At 69.2% G+C, this 25,508-nt stretch carries 19 protein-coding genes; 8 read left to right on the top strand and 11 right to left on the bottom strand.

The window, feature by feature from the left end:
* Positions 1-199 precede the first annotated feature (199 nt).
* Positions 200-1,240: a cation diffusion facilitator family transporter gene (locus MJ777_RS04465; RefSeq protein ID WP_239373381.1), complete on the bottom strand. Its 1,041-nt coding sequence runs from the start codon at positions 1,238-1,240 to the stop codon at positions 200-202.
* Positions 1,241-2,267: 1,027 nt separating this feature from the next.
* Between MJ777_RS04465 and MJ777_RS04460 the strand changes: the two genes are divergently transcribed.
* Positions 2,268-3,104: an oxidoreductase gene (locus MJ777_RS04460; RefSeq protein ID WP_239373379.1), complete on the top strand. Its 837-nt coding sequence runs from the start codon at positions 2,268-2,270 to the stop codon at positions 3,102-3,104.
* 320 nt (positions 3,105-3,424) lie between these two features.
* Positions 3,425-4,189, top strand: coding sequence for a protein kinase (locus MJ777_RS04455; protein ID WP_239373368.1), 765 nt, complete (start codon positions 3,425-3,427; stop codon positions 4,187-4,189).
* Positions 4,190-4,315: 126 nt separating this feature from the next.
* Here MJ777_RS04455 and MJ777_RS04450 read toward each other — a convergent pair whose 3' ends face one another.
* The 9 genes from MJ777_RS04450 to MJ777_RS04410 all read right to left on the bottom strand — a co-directional run bounded on the left by MJ777_RS04450 (position 4,316) and on the right by MJ777_RS04410 (position 17,102).
* Positions 4,316-4,594 carry a hypothetical protein gene (locus MJ777_RS04450; protein WP_239373357.1) on the bottom strand — a complete coding sequence of 93 codons (279 nt, stop codon included), beginning with the start codon at positions 4,592-4,594 and terminating at the stop codon, positions 4,316-4,318.
* A 23-nt stretch (positions 4,595-4,617) separates the two neighbouring features.
* Positions 4,618-4,941, bottom strand: coding sequence for a hypothetical protein (locus MJ777_RS04445; protein WP_239373355.1), 324 nt, complete (start codon positions 4,939-4,941; stop codon positions 4,618-4,620).
* 26 nt (positions 4,942-4,967) lie between these two features.
* Positions 4,968-6,128: an HNH endonuclease signature motif containing protein gene (locus tag MJ777_RS04440; RefSeq protein WP_239373353.1), complete on the bottom strand. Its 1,161-nt coding sequence runs from the start codon at positions 6,126-6,128 to the stop codon at positions 4,968-4,970.
* Between the two features lie 276 nt (positions 6,129-6,404).
* The gene (locus tag MJ777_RS04435) at positions 6,405-7,310 is read right to left on the bottom strand and encodes a hypothetical protein (protein WP_239310678.1); all 906 of its coding nucleotides are present in this window, start codon (positions 7,308-7,310) and stop codon (positions 6,405-6,407) included.
* On the bottom strand, positions 7,310-11,518 hold the full coding sequence (locus MJ777_RS04430) for an AAA domain-containing protein (protein WP_239373351.1): 4,209 nt from the start codon (positions 11,516-11,518) through the stop codon (positions 7,310-7,312). Before MJ777_RS04430 ends, MJ777_RS04435 begins: the two co-directional genes overlap by 1 nt.
* Positions 11,519-11,897: 379 nt before the next feature.
* On the bottom strand, positions 11,898-12,080 hold the full coding sequence (locus tag MJ777_RS04425; protein WP_239310676.1) for an ester cyclase: 183 nt from the start codon (positions 12,078-12,080) through the stop codon (positions 11,898-11,900).
* A gap of 635 nt (positions 12,081-12,715) precedes the next feature.
* Positions 12,716-13,891, bottom strand: a complete 1,176-nt coding sequence (locus MJ777_RS04420; protein WP_239373349.1) for an acyl-CoA dehydrogenase family protein — start codon at positions 13,889-13,891, stop codon at positions 12,716-12,718.
* On the bottom strand, positions 13,888-16,473 hold the full coding sequence (locus MJ777_RS04415; protein ID WP_239373347.1) for a putative PEP-binding protein: 2,586 nt from the start codon (positions 16,471-16,473) through the stop codon (positions 13,888-13,890). Before MJ777_RS04415 ends, MJ777_RS04420 begins: the two co-directional genes overlap by 4 nt.
* Entirely contained in the window at positions 16,470-17,102 is a 633-nt protein-coding gene (locus MJ777_RS04410) for a hypothetical protein (protein ID WP_239310672.1), read from the bottom strand. The genes MJ777_RS04415 and MJ777_RS04410 overlap by 4 nt, the downstream gene beginning before the upstream one ends.
* A 504-nt stretch (positions 17,103-17,606) precedes the next feature.
* Between MJ777_RS04410 and MJ777_RS04405 the strand changes: the two genes are divergently transcribed.
* Together MJ777_RS04405 and MJ777_RS04400 are read left to right on the top strand one after the other, a co-directional pair.
* Positions 17,607-18,863, top strand: a complete 1,257-nt coding sequence (locus MJ777_RS04405) for an aromatic ring-hydroxylating dioxygenase subunit alpha (RefSeq protein WP_239373345.1) — start codon at positions 17,607-17,609, stop codon at positions 18,861-18,863.
* Between the two features lie 94 nt (positions 18,864-18,957).
* Entirely contained in the window at positions 18,958-19,737 is a 780-nt protein-coding gene (locus MJ777_RS04400; RefSeq protein WP_239347518.1) for an SDR family NAD(P)-dependent oxidoreductase, read from the top strand.
* A 79-nt stretch (positions 19,738-19,816) separates the two neighbouring features.
* Here the strand turns inward: MJ777_RS04400 and MJ777_RS04395 are convergent, their stop codons facing one another.
* Positions 19,817-20,383: an HdeD family acid-resistance protein gene (locus MJ777_RS04395; RefSeq protein ID WP_239373343.1), complete on the bottom strand. Its 567-nt coding sequence runs from the start codon at positions 20,381-20,383 to the stop codon at positions 19,817-19,819.
* Positions 20,384-20,583: 200 nt separating this feature from the next.
* Here MJ777_RS04395 and MJ777_RS04390 point away from each other — a divergent pair, with 200 nt between their 5' ends.
* The 4 genes from MJ777_RS04390 (at position 20,584) to MJ777_RS04375 (ending at position 25,375) form a co-directional block, all read left to right on the top strand.
* Entirely contained in the window at positions 20,584-21,072 is a 489-nt protein-coding gene (locus tag MJ777_RS04390) for a hypothetical protein (protein WP_239373341.1), read from the top strand.
* A 269-nt stretch (positions 21,073-21,341) separates the two neighbouring features.
* Entirely contained in the window at positions 21,342-21,623 is a 282-nt protein-coding gene (locus MJ777_RS04385) for a hypothetical protein (protein WP_239310667.1), read from the top strand.
* A gap of 688 nt (positions 21,624-22,311) precedes the next feature.
* Positions 22,312-23,439, top strand: a complete 1,128-nt coding sequence (locus tag MJ777_RS04380; RefSeq protein ID WP_239347515.1) for a substrate-binding domain-containing protein — start codon at positions 22,312-22,314, stop codon at positions 23,437-23,439.
* Positions 23,440-23,821: 382 nt separating this feature from the next.
* Entirely contained in the window at positions 23,822-25,375 is a 1,554-nt protein-coding gene (locus tag MJ777_RS04375) for a sugar ABC transporter ATP-binding protein (protein WP_239310665.1), read from the top strand.
* The last annotated feature ends 133 nt before the right edge of the window (positions 25,376-25,508 follow it).

Raw genomic sequence — 25,508 nt, 5'->3', positions numbered from 1 at the left:
TCGGGGTTGACCAGCATCCTGTCCTCCTTATGCGGATAGATGAGCAGCCTTATGCGGATAGATGAGCAGCCGGCCTGGGGGCTCGCGGCTATTTGAGCAGAATCCTGGGCTGCGCTGTCGGGAAGTTCAGCAGCGTTGAGATGCCGCGGACAGGATCTGGCTGCCTTGGCCGTCACCGACCGTGAACTGTGATGGAAGGTTATGGCGCCGCGACAGCGGCGGTGTCGTGATGGGCGGGGCTGGTGTGGATGGTCGCGGCCGATAGCCGGCGGATGTGGCGCAGGAGGTGGGCTTCCGCGGCGTGCGCGACGTCGTGGGCGGCGGTCAGCGTCAGGTCCGGGTCGACGGTAACGTCGGCTTCGGCGCGCAGAGTGTGGCCGATCCAGCGCAGGCGCAGTTCGCGGACGGTTTCGATGCCGTCGGTGTGCAGGAGGGTTCGGGTGGCTTCGGCGACCGTCTCGGGGTCGACAGCGTCCATGAGCCGGGCGCCGACGACGCGGGCGGCGGAGCGTAGCACCCCGAGGACCGCAACGGTGATCGCCAGGCCGGCGGCGGGGTCGGCCCAGCGCCAGTCCAGGGCGACGCCGACGGCGCCGAGGACAACCGCGAGGCTGGTGAAGCCGTCAGCGCGGGCGTGCAGGCCGTCGGCGACGAGGGCTGCGGAGCCGATCTGGTGGCCGACGAGGATGCGGTAGCGGGCGACGATCTCGTTGCCGGCGAAGCCGACGAGCCCGGCTGCGGCCACCGCGGCGAGGTGGTTGATGTGCTGGGGGTGGAGCAGGCGGTCGATCGCAGCCCAGGCGGCGAGCGCACTCGACAGGGTGATCATTGCGAGGACGGCGAGTCCGGCGAGGTCTTCGGCACGGCCGTAGCCGTAGGTGAACCGGGTGGTGGGCGGGCGGCGCGTGAGGGTGAAGGCGAGGAGGAGCGGGACCGCGGTGAGCGCGTCGGCGATGTTGTGCAAGGTGTCGCCAAGCAGCGCCACCGACCCGGACAGCATGACGACGACGGCTTGCAGGGTCGCGGTCAGGCCGAGGCCGGCCAGGCTGATCAGCAGGGCGCGGCGGCCGGCGGCGTCGGCTTCCAACACGTCGTCGATCTGGTCGGCGCTGTCGTGGCTGTGCCCCCCGACCAGGTCCGACAGCCGGTGGCGAAGCTGTGCCCACCGCCCGGCTGGGTGATGGTCATGCCCGTTCTTGTGCGTGTGCCCGCCGTGAGCATGCCCGTGGCCGGTGTCCATGTCTCGCGACGATAGACAAAAACGATCAATGCGGTGTGCTGGCATCTACCATCGCAACGCACCTGCCCCGACGGTGCGTTCAGCGACTCGCGGTGCCCCGCTCGAATCGATCTTCGCCGTCGGCTACTGCTCGTCATAGCCCAAGATGAGCAGTGTTCAGAGGGCTGCGCCGGGATGGTTGAGCAGGATCTTCCGGTTCTCGCGCGGGCCGATGGCGGGTGTCGGTCCCGGTCCCGGTCCCGGTCCCGGTCCCGTGGACAGCGGACCTGGAGTCCACTGTCCGAGAGGACGGGGCGGCATGGGTCCTCCGATCCCTACAGCACGCCCTTGCCCATCGGGTAGCCGTACCGGTCCCCTGTTTGAGCGGCTACCCCGCAAGGGCGCCGCTGGCGCAGGCCACCGGCTGCGCTGGGACCGCCCGAGGACAGCCCGACTCGTTAACACAAGCGCAGATCGCAGCACCTTTCACACCCACCCGAGCACTCCGCGACTTAAGAGCGACCGGCAATAGGGGACGCGGCGCCGCGGGGCTGGGGCACGCACCTCGCCGCATCGCTGCCCGTCCATCGCTGCGTGATGCACGGGTACCCCGGCTCGTCGGTCGCCACCCACCACCTCCGGTGGCTCCCTCCGCTGCCTCGCGATGCACGTACCCCAGTTCCGCTCCTTGATCCACACCCCTATTGCCGGGCGCTCTTAAATACCCAACGGATACTGTTCAAGATGTAGGCGCGGGCCGTGGGTGCGTCATGTGCGCTCTTTCCGTGCCGTTCTCCGAGAGTACGGGAGGGGAGCATGGAAACAATCAGCGTGCGAGCCGAGCGGAACGTTTCTGGGCTGTTTGTGTGACGGCGATGATCGTTCGTCTCGAGGGGCTGACACGGTCGAGTCCGCTTGGAGGCCGCTCTGCCTGGCCCCGGCCCCGGCCCCGGCCCCGGCGCCGGCGCCAGGGCCGCTGGCTACACCAGGCCGTGGCGCTGCTTGCCGCGGGCCTGAAACATCCGCAGACCACCATCCAGGAGTCCGCATGACCGCCGCAGTACTGATCACCGGAACGTCCTCGGGTATCGGCCGGGCCACCGCGCGGCGGCTGGCCGGTCATCCCGGCCTGACCGTCTACGCCACCGCCCGCCGCGCTGAGAGCATGACCGACCTCGCCGGGGCCGGCGTTCGGACACTCGCGCTGGACGTCACCGACGAGAAGTCCATGCGCGCCGCCGTCGCCTTGGTCGAAGCCGAGCACGGCGCCGTCGGTGCTCTGGTGAACAATGCTGGTTACGGAGAGTACGGAACCATCGAGGAAGCCGACCTGGACAGTGTGCGCCGTCAGTTCGAGACCAACGTGTTCGGGCTCGCGCGCATGACCCAGCTCGTCCTGCCCAGCATGCGAGCCGCCGGCCGGGGCCGGATCGTCAACGTCGGCTCCATGGGCGGCCGGCTCGTCTTCCCCGCCGGTGGTTACTACCATGCCAGCAAATACGCCGTGGAAGCTCTCACCGACGCATTGCGTTTCGAGACGGCTTCTTTCGGCATCAAGGTCAGCCTCATCGAGCCCGGCCTGATCCGTACCGGATTCGGTGCTACCGCCGCCCACACGCTTGCCGGATCGGCAGCCCCGTCCGGGCCCTACGCCGCCCTCAACGCCGCCGCCGATGAGAAGATGGCCCGGTCCTACCGGTCGACCCTGCTGTCCGCTCCGCCTGAGGCCGTCGCCAAGGTGATCGAAGACGCCGTCACCGCCATCAGGCCGCGCACCCGGTACCTGGTCACCCCTGCGGCCAAGGTGCTCGTGCACACCCGCCGGTTGCTGGGCGCCCGCGCGTTCGACGCCTATCTGCGAAGGCAGGGCTGGGGCGCTGAGTGAACAGCATCGGCGGCCGCGCAACCGCGCAACCGCCGTCGGGACCTTCGCGCGGGCGCGGGCTGGTTGGTGACCGTGTTCGGGAGGCGTCGGAGGCGTGCTGTCGAAGGCAGACGAGGAACAGCGGGCCCGGGAGATCGGGTTGTTCCGTTCACCGCTGGAATCGGGGCAGAGCCGGAAAGCTGACAGTCTCGAGAGCCACTTTTCTCCCTATATCGACGAGCTGGGGAGCGGAAGCAGGAACCTGGAACGGAGACGATTGTCGGAATCCCGAAGGCCGCGCCCGTTTCCTTATTCGCGTATTGTCTACCGAGGAGTATCGGATGGACGAGATCACCTGGGCGGTCACCGTCCCGCCCGGATACCTGCTGGGACGGTGGCGGGTCGTCGACGGGATCGCCACCGGGAGCTGGGGAAGTGTGTATCGCGGCGAGCTGGCGGAGACCGCGGGCGGGGACGACGGCAGCCGTTCGGGCGCGGGCGGCGGGTTGCCCGGCCGTGCGCGCCTGCCTGCCCAGGCGGCGCTGAAATTCCTTCCCACCGGTACGGTCACGGCTCGCCAGCTGGCGCACATGGCGGCGATGGCCGCCCGTGAGCTCGACCTGCACCGGCGGCTGAGTCACCCCCGGCTAGTGCGCCTCTTGGAGACGCTCACCGTCGACGACCCCGAGCACGGCGAGCTGGACGGGGCGACCGTGCTCGTCATGGAGCTCGCCGAGGAGAGCCTGGATGCCCTGTTACGACGCAGCGGCGGCCCGGCACCGGACGCCGCCCGGATGATCGTCGAAATCTGCGAGGGGACCGCCTTCCTCCATTCCCAGGGATGGCTACACGGTGTCACTGCTCACCTCGCGTTGACCGGCCGTCATCCTTTCCTCGGCGCCACGGCCAGATCGCGCGTCGCCGCGATCGCCGCGTACGCGGCCGGCCGGCAGGCCCTGTCGCTCGATCCCGGGCTGTCACCCGGATGGTGCTCGTTCATCGCCGACTGTCTCGCGCCGGACCACCAGACGCGCAGCCGGCACAACGCCGCCGATCTGCTGGCGCGTGCCCACTCTTTCGGTTTCGTGGCTGCGGCCTGGCTGTGACCGCAGCCGTGGCCACGGCCACGATCGCCATACCCCTGGTCCTGACCCTCCTACCCGACGAGGCGGGCCGTTCCTCCACCGAGACGGACAAGGTGGCCGAGGCCGGATTGAGCACCGTGGGCCCGCTCACGAAGGATTCCTCTCCCGGACCCGAAGCTTTCTGCGCGCGAGGTAATCAATGTGGAAAGCGACCGCACGGCGGGTGAGCCCCGTGCACTCCGGATGTCCGTTCAGCCGCCGGACGATGTCGGGAACCGACGGGAGCACCGTCGACGCGCCGTCACGCAGACGAGGCTCGCACAGCGCCACCAGGACGAGAAAGTACTTCGCCGACTCGTCCATGGGGAAGGCGGACAGTGTTCCATCCAGCTCGGCGGTGGAGGTGGACGGTGTCATCGGGTCCAAAAAGGTATGCTGCGGGGCGAAGATCAGGAAGCTTGCTCCGCCCCTTCCACCGGTATGACCACCCGGGCGAACTCGGAAGGTACCGGCATTCCCAGCCGCCGCGGGGCGATCTTGACGTGTTCCCCGCCGCCCTCCGGGTTCTCGACCGCATATGTCCGGTCGTTCGACAGATTGCTGATCAGCCAATAGTCCTCATGTGCCCGGATGCGACCGGCCAGCCGTGACACCGCAGGATGATGGAGCTGGAGATCGACCGGCAGGCCGGGTGCCCCACGGCCGAACGTCGCGTCCTCGCCCGAACGAAGTTCCCGCACGGCGGGCGTACCGGTCACCCGGTCACCGCTCACAACCGCCGCTTTTAGAATGACTGCTTTCAGAACGGTGGTGGGTCCAGCTCCGGCTCCGGGTTCGGAACGCAGTCGGTGTAGGGTTCCGGACTGGTGTGGTGGACGCGTTTTTCCGGGCTCGTCCAGGTGACCGACCCGTCGGAACCGGCCAGGCTGACCGACCATTTCCCCCCGTGTTTCATGCGGTGGTGGTGGCGACACAGAGTGAGCAGGTTTGCCGGGTCGGTGGTCCCGCCGTCAGCATGGGGCTGGACGTGGTCGAGGTCGCAGGCCGCGGCGGGTTTACGGCAGCTTGGGAACCGACAGGTGCGGTCCCGGGTCCGCACATGACGGGCAAGCGCGGCTGAGGGGAACCGTCGCCGGCTCACATCCAGGAGACTGCCGTCGACGGGGTCGGTGAGGATCCGCCGCCAGGTGGCGTTGGCCGCGCAGGCCAGGTCGCGGGCGAGCCCGGCGGGGATCGGCCCGTGGCCGGCCAGCTCGCCGGGGGCGTCGGTCAGCCCCAGCAGGGTGTCAGCAGGCACGATCACCCCGATCTCGATATGGACGGGTTCGTAATCATGATGGCGGCCCAGCAGAAGGTCGGTGAGGACGTCCGCGCGGCGTTCATCCATGCTCCGGGGATCGTCCGGAGCGCCGGCACAGCGGGCGAGGGCGTCGATGCGCTGGTAGGCGGCCTGGGCTTCGGCGGCCGGCAGGAACGCCCACAGTTCGGCCATGCCGTCGTCGAGGGGCCCGATGCGAACCTGCCGCTCCCGGCGCTGCTTCTCGTGGCGCCGCTGGGCGCCAGCGGGGTCGACGGCGAGCACAGCCCGGCGCAGGGCCTGGCGGAACAGTGTGTGGCTGGCTCGACCGCCGCGGGCCAGCACCTTCTCCTCGACGGCGGCCGCGTGGACCTGCGACAGCGAGTCGGTGGCGTCGACGACCGCGCGCGCTCGGCCCAGGTCGATCGCACCGGCTTCCAGAGCGGCCAGGGTGGCTGGTAGTCGGTAGATCACCGTGTGTGCCAGCTTCAGCTGGGCCGCTGCGGCGCCGCACGACAGGTCCAGCTCGATGGCGATCTCGCTGGCGGCGAACTCGCTGAACACCGGGTCCGGCCCGGCCGCGGATCGCAGCTCGACGAACCGGGCCTGCGTACGGATCAGCGCCGCGTCCAGCCTGGCCTTCTCCCGCACGATGGTCGCCATGAGGGTCAGGCAGGCATCCGCATCCAACCCGGCGATGGGCTCGGGGCCCGCGCACGCATCACATGGTGGACACACATCAGATCGTGCGCATCCATCGGATGTATCGAACATATGTTCAGTTTAGCTTGCCATCCCGACATTTCCACCCCGTTCGGCGACCTGGAGCCGTCTGGCGGGCCACCGCAGACGCGGCGTAGATCTACTTGCGACGGCGCACCTCGTCACCTGCCGGACCGCCGCTGCAGCCGCGTCCGGCGGCGTGATCCCGGTAACCGTTCAACGGGATGACTTCGGCCCATCCGAGCGCGGGTCGCCATCCCGGGTCTGCGAATGCGATGCGCCAAGGTCGTTGAGGGTCATGATCGCGACATTCCAGCAGATGGTCGCGAGGTCGGCGTCCGGATGCACGTTGCGTTCAAGTTGGGACCGCGGGTGGACGAAGTTGCGGTATTCGCGCAAGACCTGGGCGAAGTCCTTGGCGTCGCGCTTGATGAGTCCGTACCGGTGCGCGGTGTCGATGAGGTTGTAAAGATTGGGCTGATCTCTGTTCCCGCGACCGGACGCGGATGTCGCAGCGGTACGGGTTCCGCTGGTGCTCTCGGCCGCCAGAATTTTGTCTCGTTGTTGCACCACCGCGTGCAGGACGCCTTCGAGAAGGCTTCCCACCGTGACGATCGCCGCGAAGTAGGCGCCATTTTCTCTGCATGTCACGGCTTCGCCGAGTCGACTCCGCAGCAGTCCGACCATAGCGTGGTCGTGTACGAAGTCGGCTATGTCAACGGTCAACTCGACTGGAGCGCTTGCCGCCGGTTCGGCAGCCGATGGTCTCACGTCGATAACAATGTTCTGGCCGCCACGGTAAGCCACGGCGAGGCCGTCTGTGTTGAGAATCCGGTTGACGGCATCCCGCATGGCGACGGCTGATCGTGGGTCGTCGTACTCCCGCTGGTCGCACAGCCGGCGCAGGATTCGTTCGACCGCATTCCGATCTCCGGCTCTGGATGTCAGGAGTTCGTCGACCCAGGGGACCCGGTATGAACCGTCGTAGTCCACCGGATCCGGCCAATCCGCATGACGAAACAGCGCCGCGATCTCGCGTCCGGTCCGTTCATACGGTCCGTCCTGGTCGACGATAAGACGCGCCAACCGTTCCCGGGTGACCGTGTCCAGCACGTCCGGCATCAGACTGTCCCGTTTCCGACGTTGGTCCGCCTGACGGCTTCGGTGAGCCGGCTGCGGATCACCGGGCCGAGCCGGCCGTACCCGAGTTCGGATCGGGCCGCCTCCACCAGTTCTTCCTCGGTACGAAGCAGCTCGTCACTGCGGATCCACCGCACGAGGGCGTCGAGCTGGGAATCGGTGTACTGGACGATCGGCGTGCCGCGCGCGCGTAGGCGTGGCCGTGCTCCCTTCCGCCTCGGCGGCACGGGTGTGGATCCCACCGGTTTCGTTCGCGGTGTTGGCATGGTCGGTCGGGCCGGTGCATCGCTGTCGACCGCGGTGACCGCTTCCTTCCAGGCCGCCTGCACCTTCGCCAGCTCGGTGATCGGGTCCCGGAACCAGCTTGTCGACCATATTCGATGGAAGCGCCAGCCGAGGCGTTCCAGATGTTCCTGACGAAGGCGGTCCCTGTCCCGTGCGGATTGCGAGCTGTGGTAGCTCGCTCCGTCCGCTTCGATGGCCAGCACCATACGTCCAGGCTGTTCGGGATGAGCGGCGGCGAAGTCGATTCGGCAACCGGACACCCCGTACTGGGGAACGACCCGTATGCCCGCTTCCTGCAGGGCCTTCAGTACGTCGTCCTCAAAGGGGTTGAGGTCAATTCCGGTTGCCTGACCCGATCCGGTCAGGTCGGCGCCGAGCCGGGCGTACTCCAGATATGCCCGCAGCAGGCGAGCACCGGTGGCGCGCAGTTTCTCCGGGTGCATGTCATAGTCCGAAAAGGAGCTGACCACGGTCATCCGCCGTCGTGCGCGGGTCACGGCCACATTGAGCCGTCGTTCCCCGCCGTCGAGGTTGAGTGGACCGAATCTGTGGGGGAGACGGCCGTCGACCCCCTTGGCGTAGCCGATGCTCAGAATGATCGAATCGCGTTCGTCGCCCTGGACCCGTTCGATGTTCTTCACGAAGAACGGACGCCGGATGCCGTCCGGGTTTTCGGAGAAGAAGCCGGTGAGATCCGGACGCCCGGCGCGGGCGGCTCGCAGCTTGGCATCGATCCGCTGCGCCTGCTTATCACTCATGGTGATGACACCCAGGCTTTCGGTCGGGCGTTGCTCGGCGTGGCGCAGCACCAAGTCGACAACCGCCTCGACCTCCTCGGGTGCCGGGGCCTGCTGGCCCGGGGACAGCCGCCCGTCGACCAGGACGTGCTCGACGGGCGTCCCGGTCAGCACACCGGGAAAAGTGATCAGATCATTGTCGTAGATGTGGACGTTGGAAAACGTGATGAGTCGTTCGTCCTTGCTGCGGTAGTGCCACTGCAGTCGTCGGCTGGGCAGTAGCGTCTGCAGGACATCCAGAATCGACTCGAAGTCTCCAGTGTTCGTCGCGCTGTCGCTGTCGTCGTCGCCAGTTCCGTCGGAGCCGCCACCGGCCTGCTCGTCACCGGCGGCGAGAAACCGGGCGAAGAATGTCGTCGGCGGAAGTTGGTGCGGGTCGCCGGCGACCACGAGCTGGTGGCCACGGATGATCGAAGTGATCGCGTCCGCCGGCCGTACCTGGCTTGCCTCGTCGAAGATGACGACGTCAAACAGGCGTTGCGCGGGCAGCAGCTGGCTCACGACCAGTGGAGACATCGCCCAGCAGGGGCGGGCGGCCAGCACCAGGTCGCCGGCCTTTGTCACGAGGTCCCGAATGGGAAGGTGCCGGGTCTTCTTACGCGCTTGCGTTTTCAGCACCGGCACCTGCCCTGGGAAGGCGTTCATGGCCAGGTACAGGCGTTCCGCAACCAGTCGGCGAATCCGATCGGTGGTGGCCTGAAGATGTTCGGAGTCGGTGGTGACGAACTTGGCCGCGATGCGCGAGTGCGCATCGCCCCGGAATCCGCTGAACCCACGTTCGGTCAGCGCCAGCTCATCGAGGATGGACCGCAGCCAGGTCCATCGAAACGTCTGGGCTGCTGTCTCGGCATCGGCCTCCCGGGCAACGAGAAGATCGACCAGGGTGCCCAGCCCGATACCGCGCAGCCGCTCCAGCAGGTCGTTGATCTCAGGCAGGTTCTGCAGGATCGGGTCGTCACGCATCCGCCGTAGCACGTCGGCCGCGCGGTCGGCGGACATGTCCTCCAACCGGGCTGTGGCCAGTACCGCCGAAACCGCGGCCAACCTGCGCAGCAGCTCCTGGTGGGAGGCGGCTGCCTCGGCCAACTCCGGCGGTGCGCTCGGCGCCCGATCGTCAACGGCAAGAGCGCGCCAACGATCAGTGATCGCGACGACCGCGGAAACGCCCGCGTGCAGGGTGGCGCGTCGGAACGCGCGGTCCCGCCGCAGCGCCCTGGCCCGACGTCGCAGAGTTCGCCGTTGTCCAAGGCTCATCCCGCTGGCGTTCCGGCGTCGCCACGAGCGGGACGCCGTGGCCTCGACAAGAGCTGCCAGCTCGTCCGCGGAGGCGGTGATCGCCTCGTCGACGTGGTGTTCCAGCAGCTGCTGGAGGTCATCCAGCAGCGTGATTATCTCTTCCCATTCGGCCACGACGGCGGGCTGCCGGAGTCCGGTTCGCGTGATCAGCTCGCTCAGGAGGCGGTCGGCGTCGGGTAGGGCGCTACTCAGCAGCGTGTTGACGTGATCGCGAAGATCGCGCACCTGGTCGGACGTGCGTACCCGGGCGCCGGCCCACGGGGAGACCGCAGGAGTGAGCGTCAACCCGCCGAGATCGGCGAGTCGACGGATATCGGAGTCGACAGCCCGGGACTCTGCCGCGCCGAGATCTCGTAGCACAGACCCGGTGAAACGGACGTCGTTGGTGCACTCATCCGGGAGCCCGGCCAGTTCGGACTGGGCGTCGAAAATGTTGAGATCCCACGGTGGCCTGATCGTGTGCATGATCTGTTCATGTTCGATCAGCGTGCGGCGCTGTTCGGCGAGCTGCCCGTACCGGACCCGTGTCTGCCGATCCGGCGGTGGTGTCTGGCGCGCAGCCTCCAGCGTATCGGCGAGCTGACGCGCGACCAGCCGCTTGTTCTTCGCGGTTCCGCCGCCATGCAGGTCCAGGACGAGGTCAGCCAGCCCCGCGTCGGTGAGCCGATCGACGACGGCGTCGATAGCCGCGCGCTTCTCGGCGACGAAGAGCGCGGTCTTCCCGTGCGCGGCGAGGCTCGCGATGAGGTTGGCGATGGTCTGGCTCTTGCCGGTTCCCGGCGGGCCATGGATGACCAGGTGCCGGCCGGCAAGGACCATTTCGATCGCGGCGTGCTGGGAGGAGTCGGCATCCAGGACGATGAACTCCTCGACGGGGGCGATCTCGTCCGGAGGTCGGATGGGCGTGTCGCGGCCGCTGGTGGCCAATGCGTCCCGTGCTCGGCCATCGCCGGCGAGCGCGGCCACGATGTCATGGGCGGCCATGAGGTCATGGGCCCGGCCGAGATCGTCCACCATGGCCAGCTTCTCGTAGTTGAAGAGCCCCACCGCGAATTCCTTGGTCACGGTGAGCCCTGGCAGCGCCCGCCCGGCGGCCGCCCGGATCGCGCTGAACACGTGCTCGACCTGCGTCAGTGCCCGGTCGATGAACACTCGCGGATCGGCGGCGGAGGCCGTGGTGTCCGCCGGCTCGTTGTCGTCGCCCACCCGCGGCGGCACCCATCCGCCATCCGCGTCACCGGTCACCCGGGATCCGCCGCTGTCGACACCGTTGGCTGTCAGCCCGTTTTCCGGAAGGACACCCGATAGGTCAACGGTGACGCCATAGCTGCGTCGCAGGAGGTGCAACAGCACCTGGTTGATCTGTATCTCGTCGCCGGCCTCGAGATGGAAGTCGCTACCCGTGGGGTCGATCGGTGTGATCTCAACGGGTCGGAGTAGCACCGGCGCGTTCGGCCGGGGGATGCCCTGTGAGGACCCACCGGGCGGCGTCCACGACAGGGCTCCGTAGATCAGGAAAGCAGGTCGGATGCCCTGTTCTTCTTCGACGACCCGGGCTTTGCCACGGATGTTCTTGGCGGCGGTCCGGGCGCGAAGGATCGCATCCGGATCGGGGAAAAGGTCGGACAGCCGGACCCGTTCGCCGTGGAGCAGCCGTCCCAGAACGTCAGCGGCGCTGTCGGCCAGGTCGAGGGTGGTGGTCCTGCTGTGGCGGAAGTTGAGGAGTGTGTTGCGACCGGAGATGTCGATGAGGTCTTCCGCCCAGGTGGAGGCGGCAGCCTCGACGACCCGGCGACGATTCTGCGTGGACAAGGCGTGCTCCTGGATGATCTAACCCGGCCAGGCGACCGATGATGCCGCCCTTTCAGACGAACCGACCATCATCGGGGATACGGCCACCAGTGTCCACTATGCGGGGTAGGGGCATCGCGCAGGGCCAGCAGCTGTCCACATCTGTCCGTGATGGCAACCGGGACGCGTTGCCGGATCGACACAGCTGGGCGGCCACCACGTCGTGCGGGGCATTGCATTGGGTAGCTCCGCGCTGCCATCAGCGTTCGGCGTGCAGCTGGGTGAGCCACTCCTCGGACATGCGCCCCGTCCGATCAACCGCGGGCTCGGGCAAATGCGCCCGGTCGAATGGACGCCCGGCCGGATCAGTCCGGCCGTCACCAGGCGCTGGTAGCGATCGTCAGCCGCCGACGCCGATCTGGCCGAGCAGGGTCGCGTGGTCGAAGTAGACGGTCTCCTTGATAAGCCGGTCGCCGTCGAAGTGGAAGACGCAGCCGCAGCGCACGTCGATGGGTCTGCCGGTGGCGGGCACACCGGCCCACGGGCCATTGTGGGTACCCGTCATCCGGGTGTCGACGAACACGATGTCGTCGCCGTGATGGATTGAACGGGCTCTCGCGGCGCAGCTCCACCAGGGCGACGGAATGGACCACGACGCGGATCCGGGGCAGCTCCCGCAGGGTCGCGACGGTCTCGACGACCGGGCGCGCGTCGATCGTTTCGCCGACGTAGGCGATGTTGATATATGGGTGGAACTCGTCAGGTTCGCCCATGGCTTTCACCGTGCGGGCCCCCGCGTCAAGGAGGTGGTCATTCAGGGCAAGCAGCGGCTCCCAGGGGACGACGGCGAGTCCGATCGAGTCCGATCGAGTCCGGGGAGCCGGTCGCCGGACCCACGATCAGCGTGAATGGTTCGATGGCCGCGAGCGACCGACGGGCCTCGGCAACAGCACGGTTGATATCGCCGATGTCGTCGATCTCGTCTTCTCTTCGACTACCACTGCACCGCACGACAGTGTCGTGGCTCGTAATGCGGCCACCGCCGCCCCGGAGAGAATCTTCAACAGCCTCGGCACGGTCGCTCTCGCCAGCGACAGTGACGTCAGGGACAACCGTCCGACCAACCGCACACCAGCTCCACCGGTAGCAGGGTGCGATGACTGATCCGTCCCGGCCACGGCCTCGCCCACCTGTCCGGTCTGTACCGGTGATCGGTGGCTACCAGCCGAGGACGGTGGCGATGCGCTCACGGTGGTGGGCGGCACCGCCGAGCAGCACCGCGTCGGCGCGGGCCCGGCGGAAGTACAGGTGGGCGTTGTGCTCCCAGGTGAACCCGATCCCGCCGTGCAACTGGACGGTTTCCGCGCTGACGGTGCGGAACGCGTCCGAGCACCACGCCTGCGCCACCGCCGCCGCCTCGGCGAACGCGGGGGTGCCGGCGGCGATGAGCGCGCGGTCCACCGCCGAGCGCGACATCTCCACGAGCACGAGCAGGTCCGCGCACAGATGCTTGACGGCCTGGAAGCCGCCGATCGGACGGCCGAACTGGCGGCGTTCCTTCGCGTAGGAGACGATCATGTCCAGGCACGCCTGGGCGCCGCCGAGTTGTTCGGCGGCGAGCACCACACCGGTGGTGTCCAGCGCGGGGCAGACTACATCGGTCGCGGTCCCACCGCGGGTGAGCCGAGTCGCGGCCGCGCCGGTGAAGGTGACCCGGGCCTGTGCCCGGGTGAGGTCGAGGGTGGTCAGCCGCGTGACGGTCACACCGGGGCCGTCAGCGGGGACGAGGAAGAGATCCGCTCCGTCCCCCGGCCGGGACACGGCCGCGACGATGAGGCTGCGCGCACCCGGACCGTCCAGCACAAAGGGCGCGACCCCGTCGAGGACCACCCGGTCACGGCCGCTGTCCCCGCCCTCGTCACGGAACGTCAGCTGAAGACGGCCGGGCCGCCACAGCCCGTCGGCGTCGGTGACCGCGGGCCCGGTCACCTGCCCGGCCGCGATGTCCGCGAGTGCCGCCGCCGGCCCACCGGCCCCGGCCAGCACCTGGCCGGCCAGCACGGTCGAGGACAGGAACGGTACCGGCAGCAGGGTGGCGCCCAGCACCTCGGCGACGGTGGTGAGCTCGGCGAGGCCGCCCGCACCGCCGATGTCCTCGGGCAGCCCGAGGCAGGCCAGACCGATCTCGCGGCCCAGGACCGTCCAGGCGTGTTCGTCGAAGCCCGGCCCGTCGTCGCCGAGCCCGCGGGCCACGGCCGGGCCGCCCAGTTCCAGGCAGGCCTGCATGACGGTTTCCCGCAGGCTCACGAGATCCTCGCGCCGCTCGCGCTCGCGCTCGCGGCCGTGGTCGTGGGAGGCCGCCACGGCGGTGGCCTGGGCGGCGGCAACGGTCATGACAGGCCCTCCGGGCTGATCATGGAAGCCATGGCATCCTCACCCTGGGTGGCCGCGGCGTTCAGACGGGCCTGGGCGGCGGCGAGCCGCGCGACCGGCACCCGCCGCGGTGAGCAGGAGATATAGTCCAAGCCCAGCGGTTCAAGGAGCGCGATCGACGCTGGGTCGCCACCGTGCTCCCCGCATACTCCGATCGTGATGTCGGGCCGGGCTGCCCGCGCCCGCCGGATGGCGATGGCGAGCAGCGCGCCCACGCCCTCGCCGTCGAGCTCGGCGAACGGGCTCGACGGGAGCAGTCCGCGTTCGACGTAGGTGGCCAGCAGCCGGCTCTCCACGTCGTCGCGGGAGAAACCGTAGGTGAGCTGGGTGAGGTCGTTGGTACCGAAGGACAGGAACTCCGCGTGCGCCGCCAGCTGGCCGGCCAGCAGCGCGGCCCGCGGTGTCTCCACCATCGTGCCGATGCGGTAGGGAATGTCGACGCCGGTGCGCCGGGCTACGTCGGTGGCGACGGCGGCGACATCGGTGGCGGCCAGCGCCAGTTCCCGCGGTATCGAGACGAGCGGGATCATCACCTCGAGGGCGGGGCGCACACCTTCGGCGGCCACGTCGATCCAGGCGGCGAACAGGGCACCGACCTGAGCCGGATAGAGCCCGGGACGCACCACGGCGAGCCGTACGCCGCGCACCCCGAGCATGGGGTTGGCCTCGCGCAGCGCCGCGGCGCGGGCGGCCTGCCAGTCGTCGTCGTCGCCGTCGCCGTCATGGGGGAGGAACTCGTGCATCGGAGCATCCAGCAGACGTACCGTCAGCGGTCGATCTCCCACGGCACGCAGCAGGTCACGGAAGTCCTCGCGCTGCGCGTCAGCCAGGGCCACGAGAGCCTCGCGCTCGTCGTCGGCATCCTCAGCCATGATGACCCGGCGGACCAGCGGCAGCCGGGCACCCAGGAACTGGTGTTCGGTGCGGCACAGACCGATGCCCTCGGCGCCCAGCCGGACGGCGCTCGCCGCGTCGGCCGCGGTGTCCGCGTTGGCCCGAACCCCGAGCCGGCGGTGGTCGTCGGCCCAGCCGAGCAGAACATCGAGCTCCGCGGACGGGGCCGCCGGGCGCACCTGGACCGCCCCGGCATACACCTCACCGGTCCGCCCGTCGACAGAAATGACGTCCCCCTCGCGCAGCTCCTGCCCGTCGGCGCCGACGCGGCCCGTGACCGGATCGACCCGCAGCGCGGACGCGCCACACACCGCGGGCCTGCCGGCGCCGCGGGCGACCACAGCCGCGTGCGAGGCGAGCCCTCCGCCCGTCGTGACGACGGCGTCCGCGGCCAGCAGGCCCGGTACGTCCGCGGGCGTCGTCTCGGTCATCACCAGGATGGCGGGCACACCGTCCGCGGCCCGCTCGACCGCGTCGCCGCTGGACAGCGTGATCCGTCCGCTGGCCGCCCCGGGGGAGGCCGCGAGCCCGCGCACCAGCAGCGGCTCGCCGCCGCGCAGCCGCAGCTGTGGGTGCAACAATGCCTGTACCTGCTGGGGAGCTACGGACAGTACCGCGGTGGCGCGGTCCATGGTGTCGGCGGCGACCAGGTCCACGGCGAGCCGTACCGCGGCGGCTGGGCTGGGGTGGTCGTAGGGAGCCGCGCTGAGCAGGGCGAGCTCGCCGTCGCGCAGCTCGAACCCGACGTGCGCCACGGCGTTGAAGTGGTGCTCGAGGGTGGCCAGCGCCGCCCGCAGGAGATCGGCGCCACCGGGGAGCCGCGTCACCGGCTCGCCCGGCCCGCTCGGTGACTCGTTGCGGCGCACGCCGCGATGGAACACCCCGCTCGGCGCGAATGCGCCGCTGTCGGGGTCGCGGCTGGTCGCGCTCCCGTGCCCCGAACGCGCCCACGGGCCGATGAGCAGGGCCTGGAGATGCAGCGCGATCGGGGTGTCAGCCGGCAGCGACTGGGCCGCGCGGGCACGCCGCCCCCGCGGGGAGCGCCACCGGGCCAACTTCGCGGTGGCAGCGAGCGCGACCTGCTCGGCCGGGTCGTCCGGGTATGGCCGGCTGCCCAGCCGCTCGCACATCTCCAGCAGCGCGTGCAGCCGTTTGGCTGGGTCGGGGTTGTCCAGGACCACGCCGTCGATGTCATCCGCGGGGACGCCGAGAGCACCCTCGGCGATGCTTCGCACCGTAGCCGACCAGGTCTCGTACAGCACCTCCGCGCGGCCGATCGCCGCGCACAGCGCTGGGGCCGTGTCGAGGCAGAGCCCGAGGCCCGCGACCATCGGTGGCAGGCCCGCCGCCGGCACCGGGGCGCTCGCGACGAGCCGTATCAACATGGGCCGCTCGCTCTGCCCGACCCGTCGGCTGGCAAGCGCGGACAGCAGCTCGACCGCGCCACGGGCGACGGCTGTGTCGGTCAGGTCGCCGGCACGTGACGCCGGGATCGTGAGGCCCGGCACGGTCGGCAGCCCCAGCCGGACGAGGCTGTCCATCTCCATGCCGTGCGTGCCGAGCTCAGCGGCATCCAGGCCGCGGACATGACCGTGGCCGTACGGGATGAGGGGCACGCCGGGGAACGGAGCTGATGATGCGGTGCTCACCCGCCGGCCCTCGAGACCAGCAGGTTCTCCAGCGCCTCGTCCTCGGCCCGGCTCACGCCGAGCAGCAGCAGCAGCTCCTGGTGCAGCCGCATCCACACCGTGTGGTAGGAGTCGCTCAGCGGCGCGGTCAGGGCGGTGGTGTCACCGGCGTCAAACGCGTCGAGCGCGGCGCCCAGCTCGCCGCGGTAGCGGGCGAGCGCGGGGACCTGGTCGGCGAGCCGGCGGATGATCTGTGTGATGGCCGTGTGCACGTCGTCGAACTGGTCGCGCACTGACGCGTCGTAGACGGCGTCGCCGTGGTCGTTGGGTGCGCCGTCCGGCCGGCGCTGCCAGGCCGTACACAGTTCCCGTAACCGGCTGTTGACCGGCAGGAACGCGTGGTAGAGAACGGTGACCCGCTCCCGCTCGGGGGAGCCTGCCGGCAGCCGGGACCAGCCGCCGACGAGGGTTCTGGCACTGGCGGTGGGCATCGTCACCGGCCCCTTGGCCAGCGCCAGCCCGGCCTGCACCAGACGGTCCAGGTCTGGGGCCGGGCCGCGCCGCATACCCCGCACGACGAGGTCGGTCAGCGCGGCGCGGGCAGCGTCGTCGAGCGGGTGCGGGTCTGTTCCGGTCGCTGGCTGCGTCATCGCTGTTGCCTCTCCTGGCCAGGCCGTGGACCGCGCCCGGCGTCGTGCCGGGCAGCGCCGGGCAGGCCCTGGTCCGGCCATCGGTCTGTGATTCCGGTCATGCTGCGGCTTTTGGGAATCCGAGTCAAGAAACATGCGCGGGTGGTTGAGGCCTGATCGTCGCGTCAGCTGTACCCGCTCGTCCGCGAGGCTCAGTCCGCGTTGGCATAGGTCACTATATTGATGATAACTTCAGTAAGTATTTGATCTTAAGTGTGCCGGCCCAGGAGGCGCCGTGGTCGCGTCGCCGCGTCGGGCCCGTGGTCGGTTCGGGCTGTCGCCGGTGGCTGGGCGAGCGAGTGGGCGTCGGTCCGCCGCCGGGGAGCACTGCTGGCATCGCAAAAAGTTACTGTTGACATTCTCTAGTTAAGGGGATGTGATGCGGATCATAGTTACCCGGATCGTGACGGAGGAGGTTTCGGGCGTGCCGGTAAAAATGATGTGTGTGTTGACAGGGTCGCTCCGATGACCAGCACGGACACGGCTCCTCCGTCCGCGCCCTCCGCCACCCCCGTCTACACCTCCATGCTGGACGGCCATGCCGATGATGTCGTGGGCCGGGACGCGCGGTCGGTGATGGCGCGGCTGGTCCGGCTCTACCAGGAGAACGGGACCGACCAGGCCCCGGCGCAGTGGCGTGAGCCCGTCCGCAACTACTCTGACCCGCGGCGCTGGCGTGACGAGATCAACAGCATCCACCGGCGGGTCCCGCTGCCGCTGGCGATGTCGTGCGAGCTGCCCGAGCCCGGTAGCTACAAGGCCATTCAGGTCGTCGACATCCCGGTCCTCATCACCCGTGACGCCGCCGGTGCCGTGCACGCCAGCGTGAACGCCTGCCGCCACCGGGGCGCCGAGCTGGTCGCCGAGGGCGTTGGCCGGACGAACCGAGCACAGCGGATCACCTGCCCCTACCACGCCTGGTCCTACGACATGGCGGGCTGCCTCGTCGGGGTCGCCGGCGAGAAGACGTTCGGAGCGCTGGAGCGCGGCCGCGCCGGGCTGGTGTCGCTGCCCGCCGAGGAACGGGCCGGCATCGTCTTCGTGGGGCTCACCCCGGGCCGTCCGCTCGACCTGGACAACTGGCTCGGTGACCTCGAGCCGCTGCTCGACGGACTGGGGCTCGCCGGGTGCCACCATTACTCCACGCGCGTGTTACCCGGGCCGAACTGGAAGGTCACGGTTGACGGGTACCTCGAGGGATACCACTTCGCCTCGCTGCACCGGACGACGGTTTTCCGGACCAACCTGTCGAACATGGCCGCGTTCGACAGCTGGGGCCCCCACCAGCGCAACGCGTTCGCGCTGCGGCCCATTGCCGAGGCGGCCACGCAACCACCGCGGAGCTGGGATCCGGCCGCCTGCGTCGGCGCGATCTTCTGGGTGTTCCCGGGACTGGCGTTCTCCGGGGGCTGGCGTCAGCAGGTCGCGGTGTCGCTCGTGCTGCCCGGCCGCACCGTCGAGGAGTCCCGGACCCAGCAGCTGATCCTGCTGCGTCACCCACCGGCCGACGACGAGGAACGCACGGCCGCGGACACCACCCGCGACTGGTTCCACGATGTCGTGCTGGACGAGGACTACGCGACCGGCTTCGGTGTGCAGCGGGGGCTTGCCGCGCTGGACGGCACGGATTTCGTCTTCGGCCGCAACGAGCCCGGTCTCCAGCAGTTCCACCGGGTCGTCGAGCGGCTGCTCGACGAGGGCGGTGCCGACATCCCGCGGTGACCCCCCAGCGTTTCCCGGCCGTCTTTTTCCCGGGCGTCCTTTTCCGGACCGCCCGTATTGTGATTACCCCTTTTCCGACCAGGAGGTCGTGCGTATGAATCTCGACGGACGTGTCGCCGTCGTCACCGGAGGCAGCCGTGGCATCGGCCGCGGGATCGTGGAGGCCCTCCTCGCCGACGGCGCGAACGTCGTGATCAGCGGCCGTTCCGAGGCCAAGGGCAAGGAGGCTCTCGATGAGCTCGCGGCCGGCGACCGGGCCCAGTTCGTGCCCGGTGACGTCCGGCTGCAAAGCGATGTGGAGGGACTGATCGACACCGCTGTCGCGCACTACGGCCGCGTCGACATCCTCGTGAACAATGCCGGTGGCAGTGACGGGTTCGCCCTGATCCACGAATTAACCGACGAGGCCTGGACCAACGCCCTCAACTGGAACATCAACGCTGTTTTCTGGGCCACCCGGCGGGCTGTCCCGTCCATGCTTGCCCGCGGCTGGGGGCGGATCATCAATATTTCCTCCGTCGAGGGCAAACAGGGCAACAAGGCCGCTGTCAGCCATTACATCACCAACAAGCACGCGCTCAACGGATTCACCAAGGCGACGGCGTTCGAGTACGGCACCAGCGGGATCACCTGTAACGCGATCTGTCCCGGCGCGATCGAGACGGACATGATGAAAGATGCCGGTCCCGCTGCCGCGGCCAGTGCCGGGATCACCTATGCGGAGTTCCTCCAGACGTACGCGAACGATGCCGCGATCAAGCGGCTGAACACGGTCGAGGAGGTCGCCGCGATGGCCCGGCTGCTCGTCAGCGACGCCGGTGCGGGCATCACCGGCGCGCTTCTCAACGTCGACGGCGGTACCGCCGCCTGGTAGCCGTGGGGGAAGGCGGAGGCCTCGCGTGGACGCCCAGGCCGGCGCTGAAACCGGACCGGGTGTCCACACCCGCCCGCTGTCAGTGGCTGGCCTGTAGCGCCCGGCGGAGGCCCAGGGCAAGGAGGATCTGTGTGACCCCGTGAACGATCACCCAGATTCCGAAGATCACGGCCAGGACGAACACGGTCGCTGACGGCCAGGACACGGCCACGATACCGGCGATCACGCACAGGATCGCGACGGCCACGGCCCGCCCGCGTCCGGGCTCTCCCGCCGGAGCGGCCGCGGCAATGACCAACCGGATGAGCCCGGCCACCATGAGGGACACACCGACGACTATGGCCAGTGTCCAAAGGGTCACATCAGGCCAGGCCAGCGCCACGATCCCGCCCACCACCAGCAGAACGCCGAACACGGCCGCCAGGGCGGGCTCCGTCGCCCGTCCCGCCGCGAGCACCTCGGTGATCCCGGTGAGCACCAGGGCCAGCCCGACCAGGATGGCCAGGGTGTCCGCCGAGCTGGACGGGTTGGCGACCAGCGCGACGCCGAGCGTGGTCACAGCGATGCCCAGGACAAGCAGGACAGCCCACACCGCGCCCGCGGCGGCGTCACCATGTATCCGATGGTCCGTCGCTGTCCTGGACATCATGGCCTCCCCGCGTCCGTTGTCTCACCGATGGTGTTCCCTCCTCTCGGCCGCCCCAGTCCCCGGGAGCGTGCGGATGACTCGATGGGATCGGTTGTGATGAAACCCTTGCCACAGTGCCCGGTATGTGACCCCTTCCCCTCACGTATCGATCTACGGTTCCAGGAAACGTCCACTACGGATATCTGCTGGGGGCAAGCATGACCGCCAGAACCCTGCGGCGTGCCGGTGTCATCACCGTCACCGGGGTGCTCGCCGCGCTCCTGGGCGCGGCTCCGGCCAGCGCCTTCCCCTCCCCGACGGCCGCTGGTGGTGACCCGGGCGCCACGGCGGCCGGTGCGGCCGGCAATGTGTCCCGCGTTGCCATCGACATCACCCGCGGCGCGCTGTCCAGCGCCGCGAACGCGGCCTCCGGCGCCGGTGGGATCAACACCAGCGCCAGCACCACCCCTGCTCCAGGCGTTGGCTCCCCCGCGGGAAACAGCACCAGCCCCGGTAGCGGCGGCGATGCGGCCACCGACCCCGGTAGCACCGGCAAGAACACCGCCAACGATGTCGCGCATGCCGCGCTGGACATCACCCGCGGTGCGCTGTCCAGCGCCGCGGACGCGCTGTCCGGCGCCACCGGCTCCGGGTCCGGTCCCACGACCGGCGGTGGTAGCGGTAGCGGCGGTGGGTTCGCCGGGTGACAGCGATCGACAGGATCACGGCGGTGTCCGCCAGCCTGCCCTGATGATCTCTATGAGGGTTGGTCCCCGGCAGACGTGAGCATGGTTGTCCGGCGACCGGGCCACCCGGTCGCCGGACAACCATGCGTCGATACCGGGGCGGCCCGTTGGGGCCGCATTACCATGCGAGGTATCGCATGGCTGGCCGCCCCTGCCTGCGCCTTCGATCGCCGGCCACCGCATCATGGTCCGTGGCGGATGCGGGGTCGGACGGGTGAGGGAGCGAGCCAGTGGCTGGTCGGGACGTCGATTACGACCGTCCGACTCTGTTGAGCTGCGGGCGATGCGGTGTCCGGTGGACGGCGTTGAGCGCCGCCCACTGCCCGAGCTGTCACGAGACCTTCGCCGGGGTGAGCACCGGCTTTGACACCCACCGGGTTGACGGCAGGTGCGCTCCGCCCGATCAGGTCGGTTTACATCGCGATGGCGGTTACTGGCTGACCAATGGTGAACGGGCTCCCGGTAAGCTGCTGGTGGTGGGCAGCGATTCCCGCGCGCACCCGGTTGACTGAGGACGCGGCCTGACCGAGGACGCGGCCGAGCGCCTCGATGTTTCCCGGCACACCCGCCGCCTCCCGGTGTCCGCAGGCGCGCTGCCATCGCGTCGCCCCGGTCGCGGAGCGAGACTGTATTCCTCATGATGAGTTAGCGGCAAGAGCGTCGCAAGGGTGCTGTTGCGCAGGTCGGCGTCTGGGGGACGGGCGATGCGCGCTCTCCCCGCGCCGCTCCCCTTGCGGTTAATCGTTATGACGTTTATGGTTCCCGTGTGACGTGGACCACGGGCCGGTGTGGGGGCACCTCGGGCACCTCGGGCACCTCGGGCGCATCTTCGGCCCGCGTGTCCGGTCCGCCGGCCGGGGAGGGGAGGGAACGCCTCGTATGTGGTCATGGTGCCTGGACGGCGGCTGGGCGCGTCCGATTCTCGGTGAACCTCCAGGAACGGGCCGCCGAGCATGTCCTTGACAGCGAGCATGCCGAGGAATACTTTTCCTGGCACTTGATCTGGCCTTGACTCGGTATCCAGATCTGTCGGTGGCGACAGCCCCGCCCCACACCCAACTGTTTTCCAACTGATTTTTTATCACTCGGCGACGCTATTCCGAGACGATAGCCGGCTGGTGCCGGCTGTTCGTCCGGCTGCCGGCCTTTCCCCTCACGGAGCGACGGGGTAATCACATGCATCGTGGTTCTCGAAGAATAATGCCGCTCGTCGTCGGCGCGGCCCTCGCGCTAGTCCTCGCGGCCTGCGCAGACAATGCGGGCTCGACGGCACCGGCGACAGGCCAGACGCCAGCCTCCGACACGTCCTTAGCCGCGGCCAAGGCGAACCTCGCCAACTATCTGACGCAGCCGACGAGCATTGTCCAGTCCACGCCGCTGAAGTCGGCCCCGCCGAAGAAGAAGGTTGCCTTCGTCCAGTGCGCGGACCCGAACTGCGCCATCCTGGCCGGCTTCGTCAAGGACGCCACCGCGGCCCTGGGCTGGAACCTGACCACGCTGAGCGCCACCGCCACCGACCCGGGCTCGGCCGTCCAACAGGCCATCGACGCGGGCGTGGACTACATCGCCACCACCGGTTACCCCGTCGACCTGTTCAAGCAGCAGATGAACCAGGCGAAGTCCAAGGGCATCCCGCTGTTCATGTGCTATTCCACGGACGTGCCCGCGGGACCGGGTAACAACCTCTACGCGGACTGCACCGACGGCTCCGCGGCCGGCATCACCGGCGGCGCGATAGCCGACTTCGTAGCCACGGACTCGAACGGGAAGGCCGACGTCCTGCTGGTGACGATCCCCTCCTACCCCATCCTGACGGCACAGGCCGACGGGATGCGGGCGGAGCTCGCCAAGAACTGCCCCACCTGCAAGGTTCACGTCCTTGAGACGACGGTCAACGATCTCGCCGGTGGCGCCGTGCCGCAGAACATCTCCTCCTACCTGCAGGCAAATCCCGGCGTCAACTACGTCTACTTCACCTACAACGGCCTGGAGAAGGGCGTCCCGGCCGTCCTGAAGACAGCCGGGATGCTCGGCAAGGTGAAGCTGGTCGGCACCCAGGGCGCGCAGCCACAGTTCACCGAGGTCGTCAACGGCACCTCGGCGGCGTGGAGCGCGCTCCCACAGGAGCTCGCGATGTGGACGATGGTGGACCAGATGGCTCGTGTCGCGGTCGACCAGTGGTCGCTGCCGGACGAGCGCAAGGCCGCCGTCACGCCCTTCTATCTTGTGACCACGCCCGACCAGGCGAAGCCCCTCGTGGACGAGAAGTACGGCTGGCCCGGCCCGACCGGCTTCAAGGACACGTTCAAGAAGCTGTGGGGCCTCTAGGGCGTGTCTGATGGATGTTGGTCGATGTGGGCGATGATCCAGAAAGTGGCCTGCAAGGCGGAGGAGGCCCGGATAGCGGTGTTCTATCCGGACCGACGACAACGCCGCAGGACGCCTTCTGGGCATTGATCCGCACGATCGAAGATCCATCAGACACGCCCTAGCCCCCGGTTGAACCTGACAGGAATTCCGGCGGCGTCCGTCCGGGGCCACCAGCCCGGTGTGCCGGGCCTTCCCGCGGTGCCTTTTCCGGTGCCGCGGGAGGCCTGAACCACGGTGGAGTTCCCGAGCGGCGGCCACCGCCAGCCGACAACTGTCCAACAACCGGGTGACAAGCGGCCTGACGGCATAATCCGACAGCAATGTGAAAGCAGTGGGCCAGGTGAGCGATGGTGCGGGTGGGACAGCTTCGCGGGCGGACCGGGTGAACACGCCGGCCCTGGACATCCGCACGCTGTCCAAGACGTTTTCCGGGCAGGTCGTCCTCGATCGTGTCGACCTCACCCTCGACGAGGGCCGGGTGCACGCCCTCGTCGGGCAGAACGGCTCGGGCAAGTCCACTCTGATCAAGATCCTGGCCGGGTACCACCGCCCGGACCCGGGTGGCAGCGTCGTGGTGCGGGGCGTGCCGTTGCAGCTGGGAGCGGCGGCGGCACACGACGCCGGGATCCGTTTCGTCCACCAGGATCTGGGGCTCCTCCTCGACCTCAGCGCGGTGGAGAACCTGATGCTGGGGCTGTCCTACCCGCGCGGCTTCCTCGGCCGGATCCGCTGGCGGGAGGCCCGGCGGCGGGCGCAGGAGCGGGTGGCGCGGGTCGGGCTCGACATCGACGTCCGCGCCCCCGTGGGCGAGCTGGGGCTGGCCGACCGCACCGGTCTCGCGATCGCGCGGGCGCTGCCCGAACCGGACCAGGGCAACGCCGTGCTGGTGCTCGACGAGCCGACCGCCGCGCTGCCCGCGGCCGACGTGGACCGGCTGCTGGCGACGATCCGGCGGCTGCGAGACGCCGGGCACAGCGTGCTCATCGTCTCGCACCACCTCGACGAGGTCCTCGACATCGCCGACCGCATCACGGTCCTGCGCGACGGCCGGAAGGCCGCATCGGTGGACGCCGCCGGCATGGACCACGACACCCTCGGCCGGCTGATGGTCGGTCACGATCTGGTCATCTCGGCCGGGCGCGAGGAGACGGCCGAGGCGGCCGGCCCCGCCGTGCTGGAACTCGTGGGAATCGCCGGGGGAACCGTGACCGAGGTGTCCACCACCGTGCGCCGCGGGGAGATCGTCGGGATCGCCGGCCTGACCGGGTCGGGCCGTGAGGCGCTGGGCGCGATGCTCAGCGGACGGCTGCCCCGGGCGGGCCGCGTGTCCGTGGACGGTGTCGCCGTCCCGCCGGCGCGTCCCGCCGCGGCCATGGCCGCCCGCCTGGCCTTCGTGCCGGGGGAACGGGCGCGCTACGGCACCTTCGCCGACCTGACGGTCCGCCAGAACCTGACCATGGGATCGCTGCGCCGCCACGTCCGGTGCGGCTACATCCACGCCGGCTCCGAACGTCAGGAGGTACGCAGGTGGGTCGACGAGTTCGGGATCGTGACCCGTGGCGTGGACGCACCCATCACAAGCCTGTCCGGTGGTAACCAGCAGAAGGTGCTTGTCGCCCGTGCGCTGCGTCTGTCCCCGAAGGCACTCGTGCTCGACGATCCGACCGCCGGCATCGACGTGAAGGCGCGTGATCAGGTCCACGGCATCATCGAGCGCAGCGCGGACGCGGGCACGGCGGTCCTGCTGGTCTCGACCGACAGCGAGGAGCTGGCCCGCCTGGCCGACCGTGTCCACGTCCTGAGCCACGGACGTGTCGCGCGCACCCTGCGCCGGGGCGTCGACCTTTCACCGGAAGCCATTGATCATGCACAGGTATCGCTGGGAACGCCGTGACCCCCGGCCCGCCCGGCGGTCGTGTGCGCGAAACCGCCTTCGTCTCCTACTTTCTTTCGAGGTAGTGCCATGTCGTTAGAAACCGGTCCCAGCCCCGCGGTCAGCGCTCCCGCGGCCGGCCGCGCCGCGGGCC

Source organism: Protofrankia sp. Cj5 (assembly GCF_917627405.1).
Taxonomy (GTDB): Bacteria; Actinomycetota; Actinomycetes; order Frankiales; family Frankiaceae; genus Protofrankia.
This window is presented reverse-complemented; position numbering and strand designations above follow the sequence as displayed.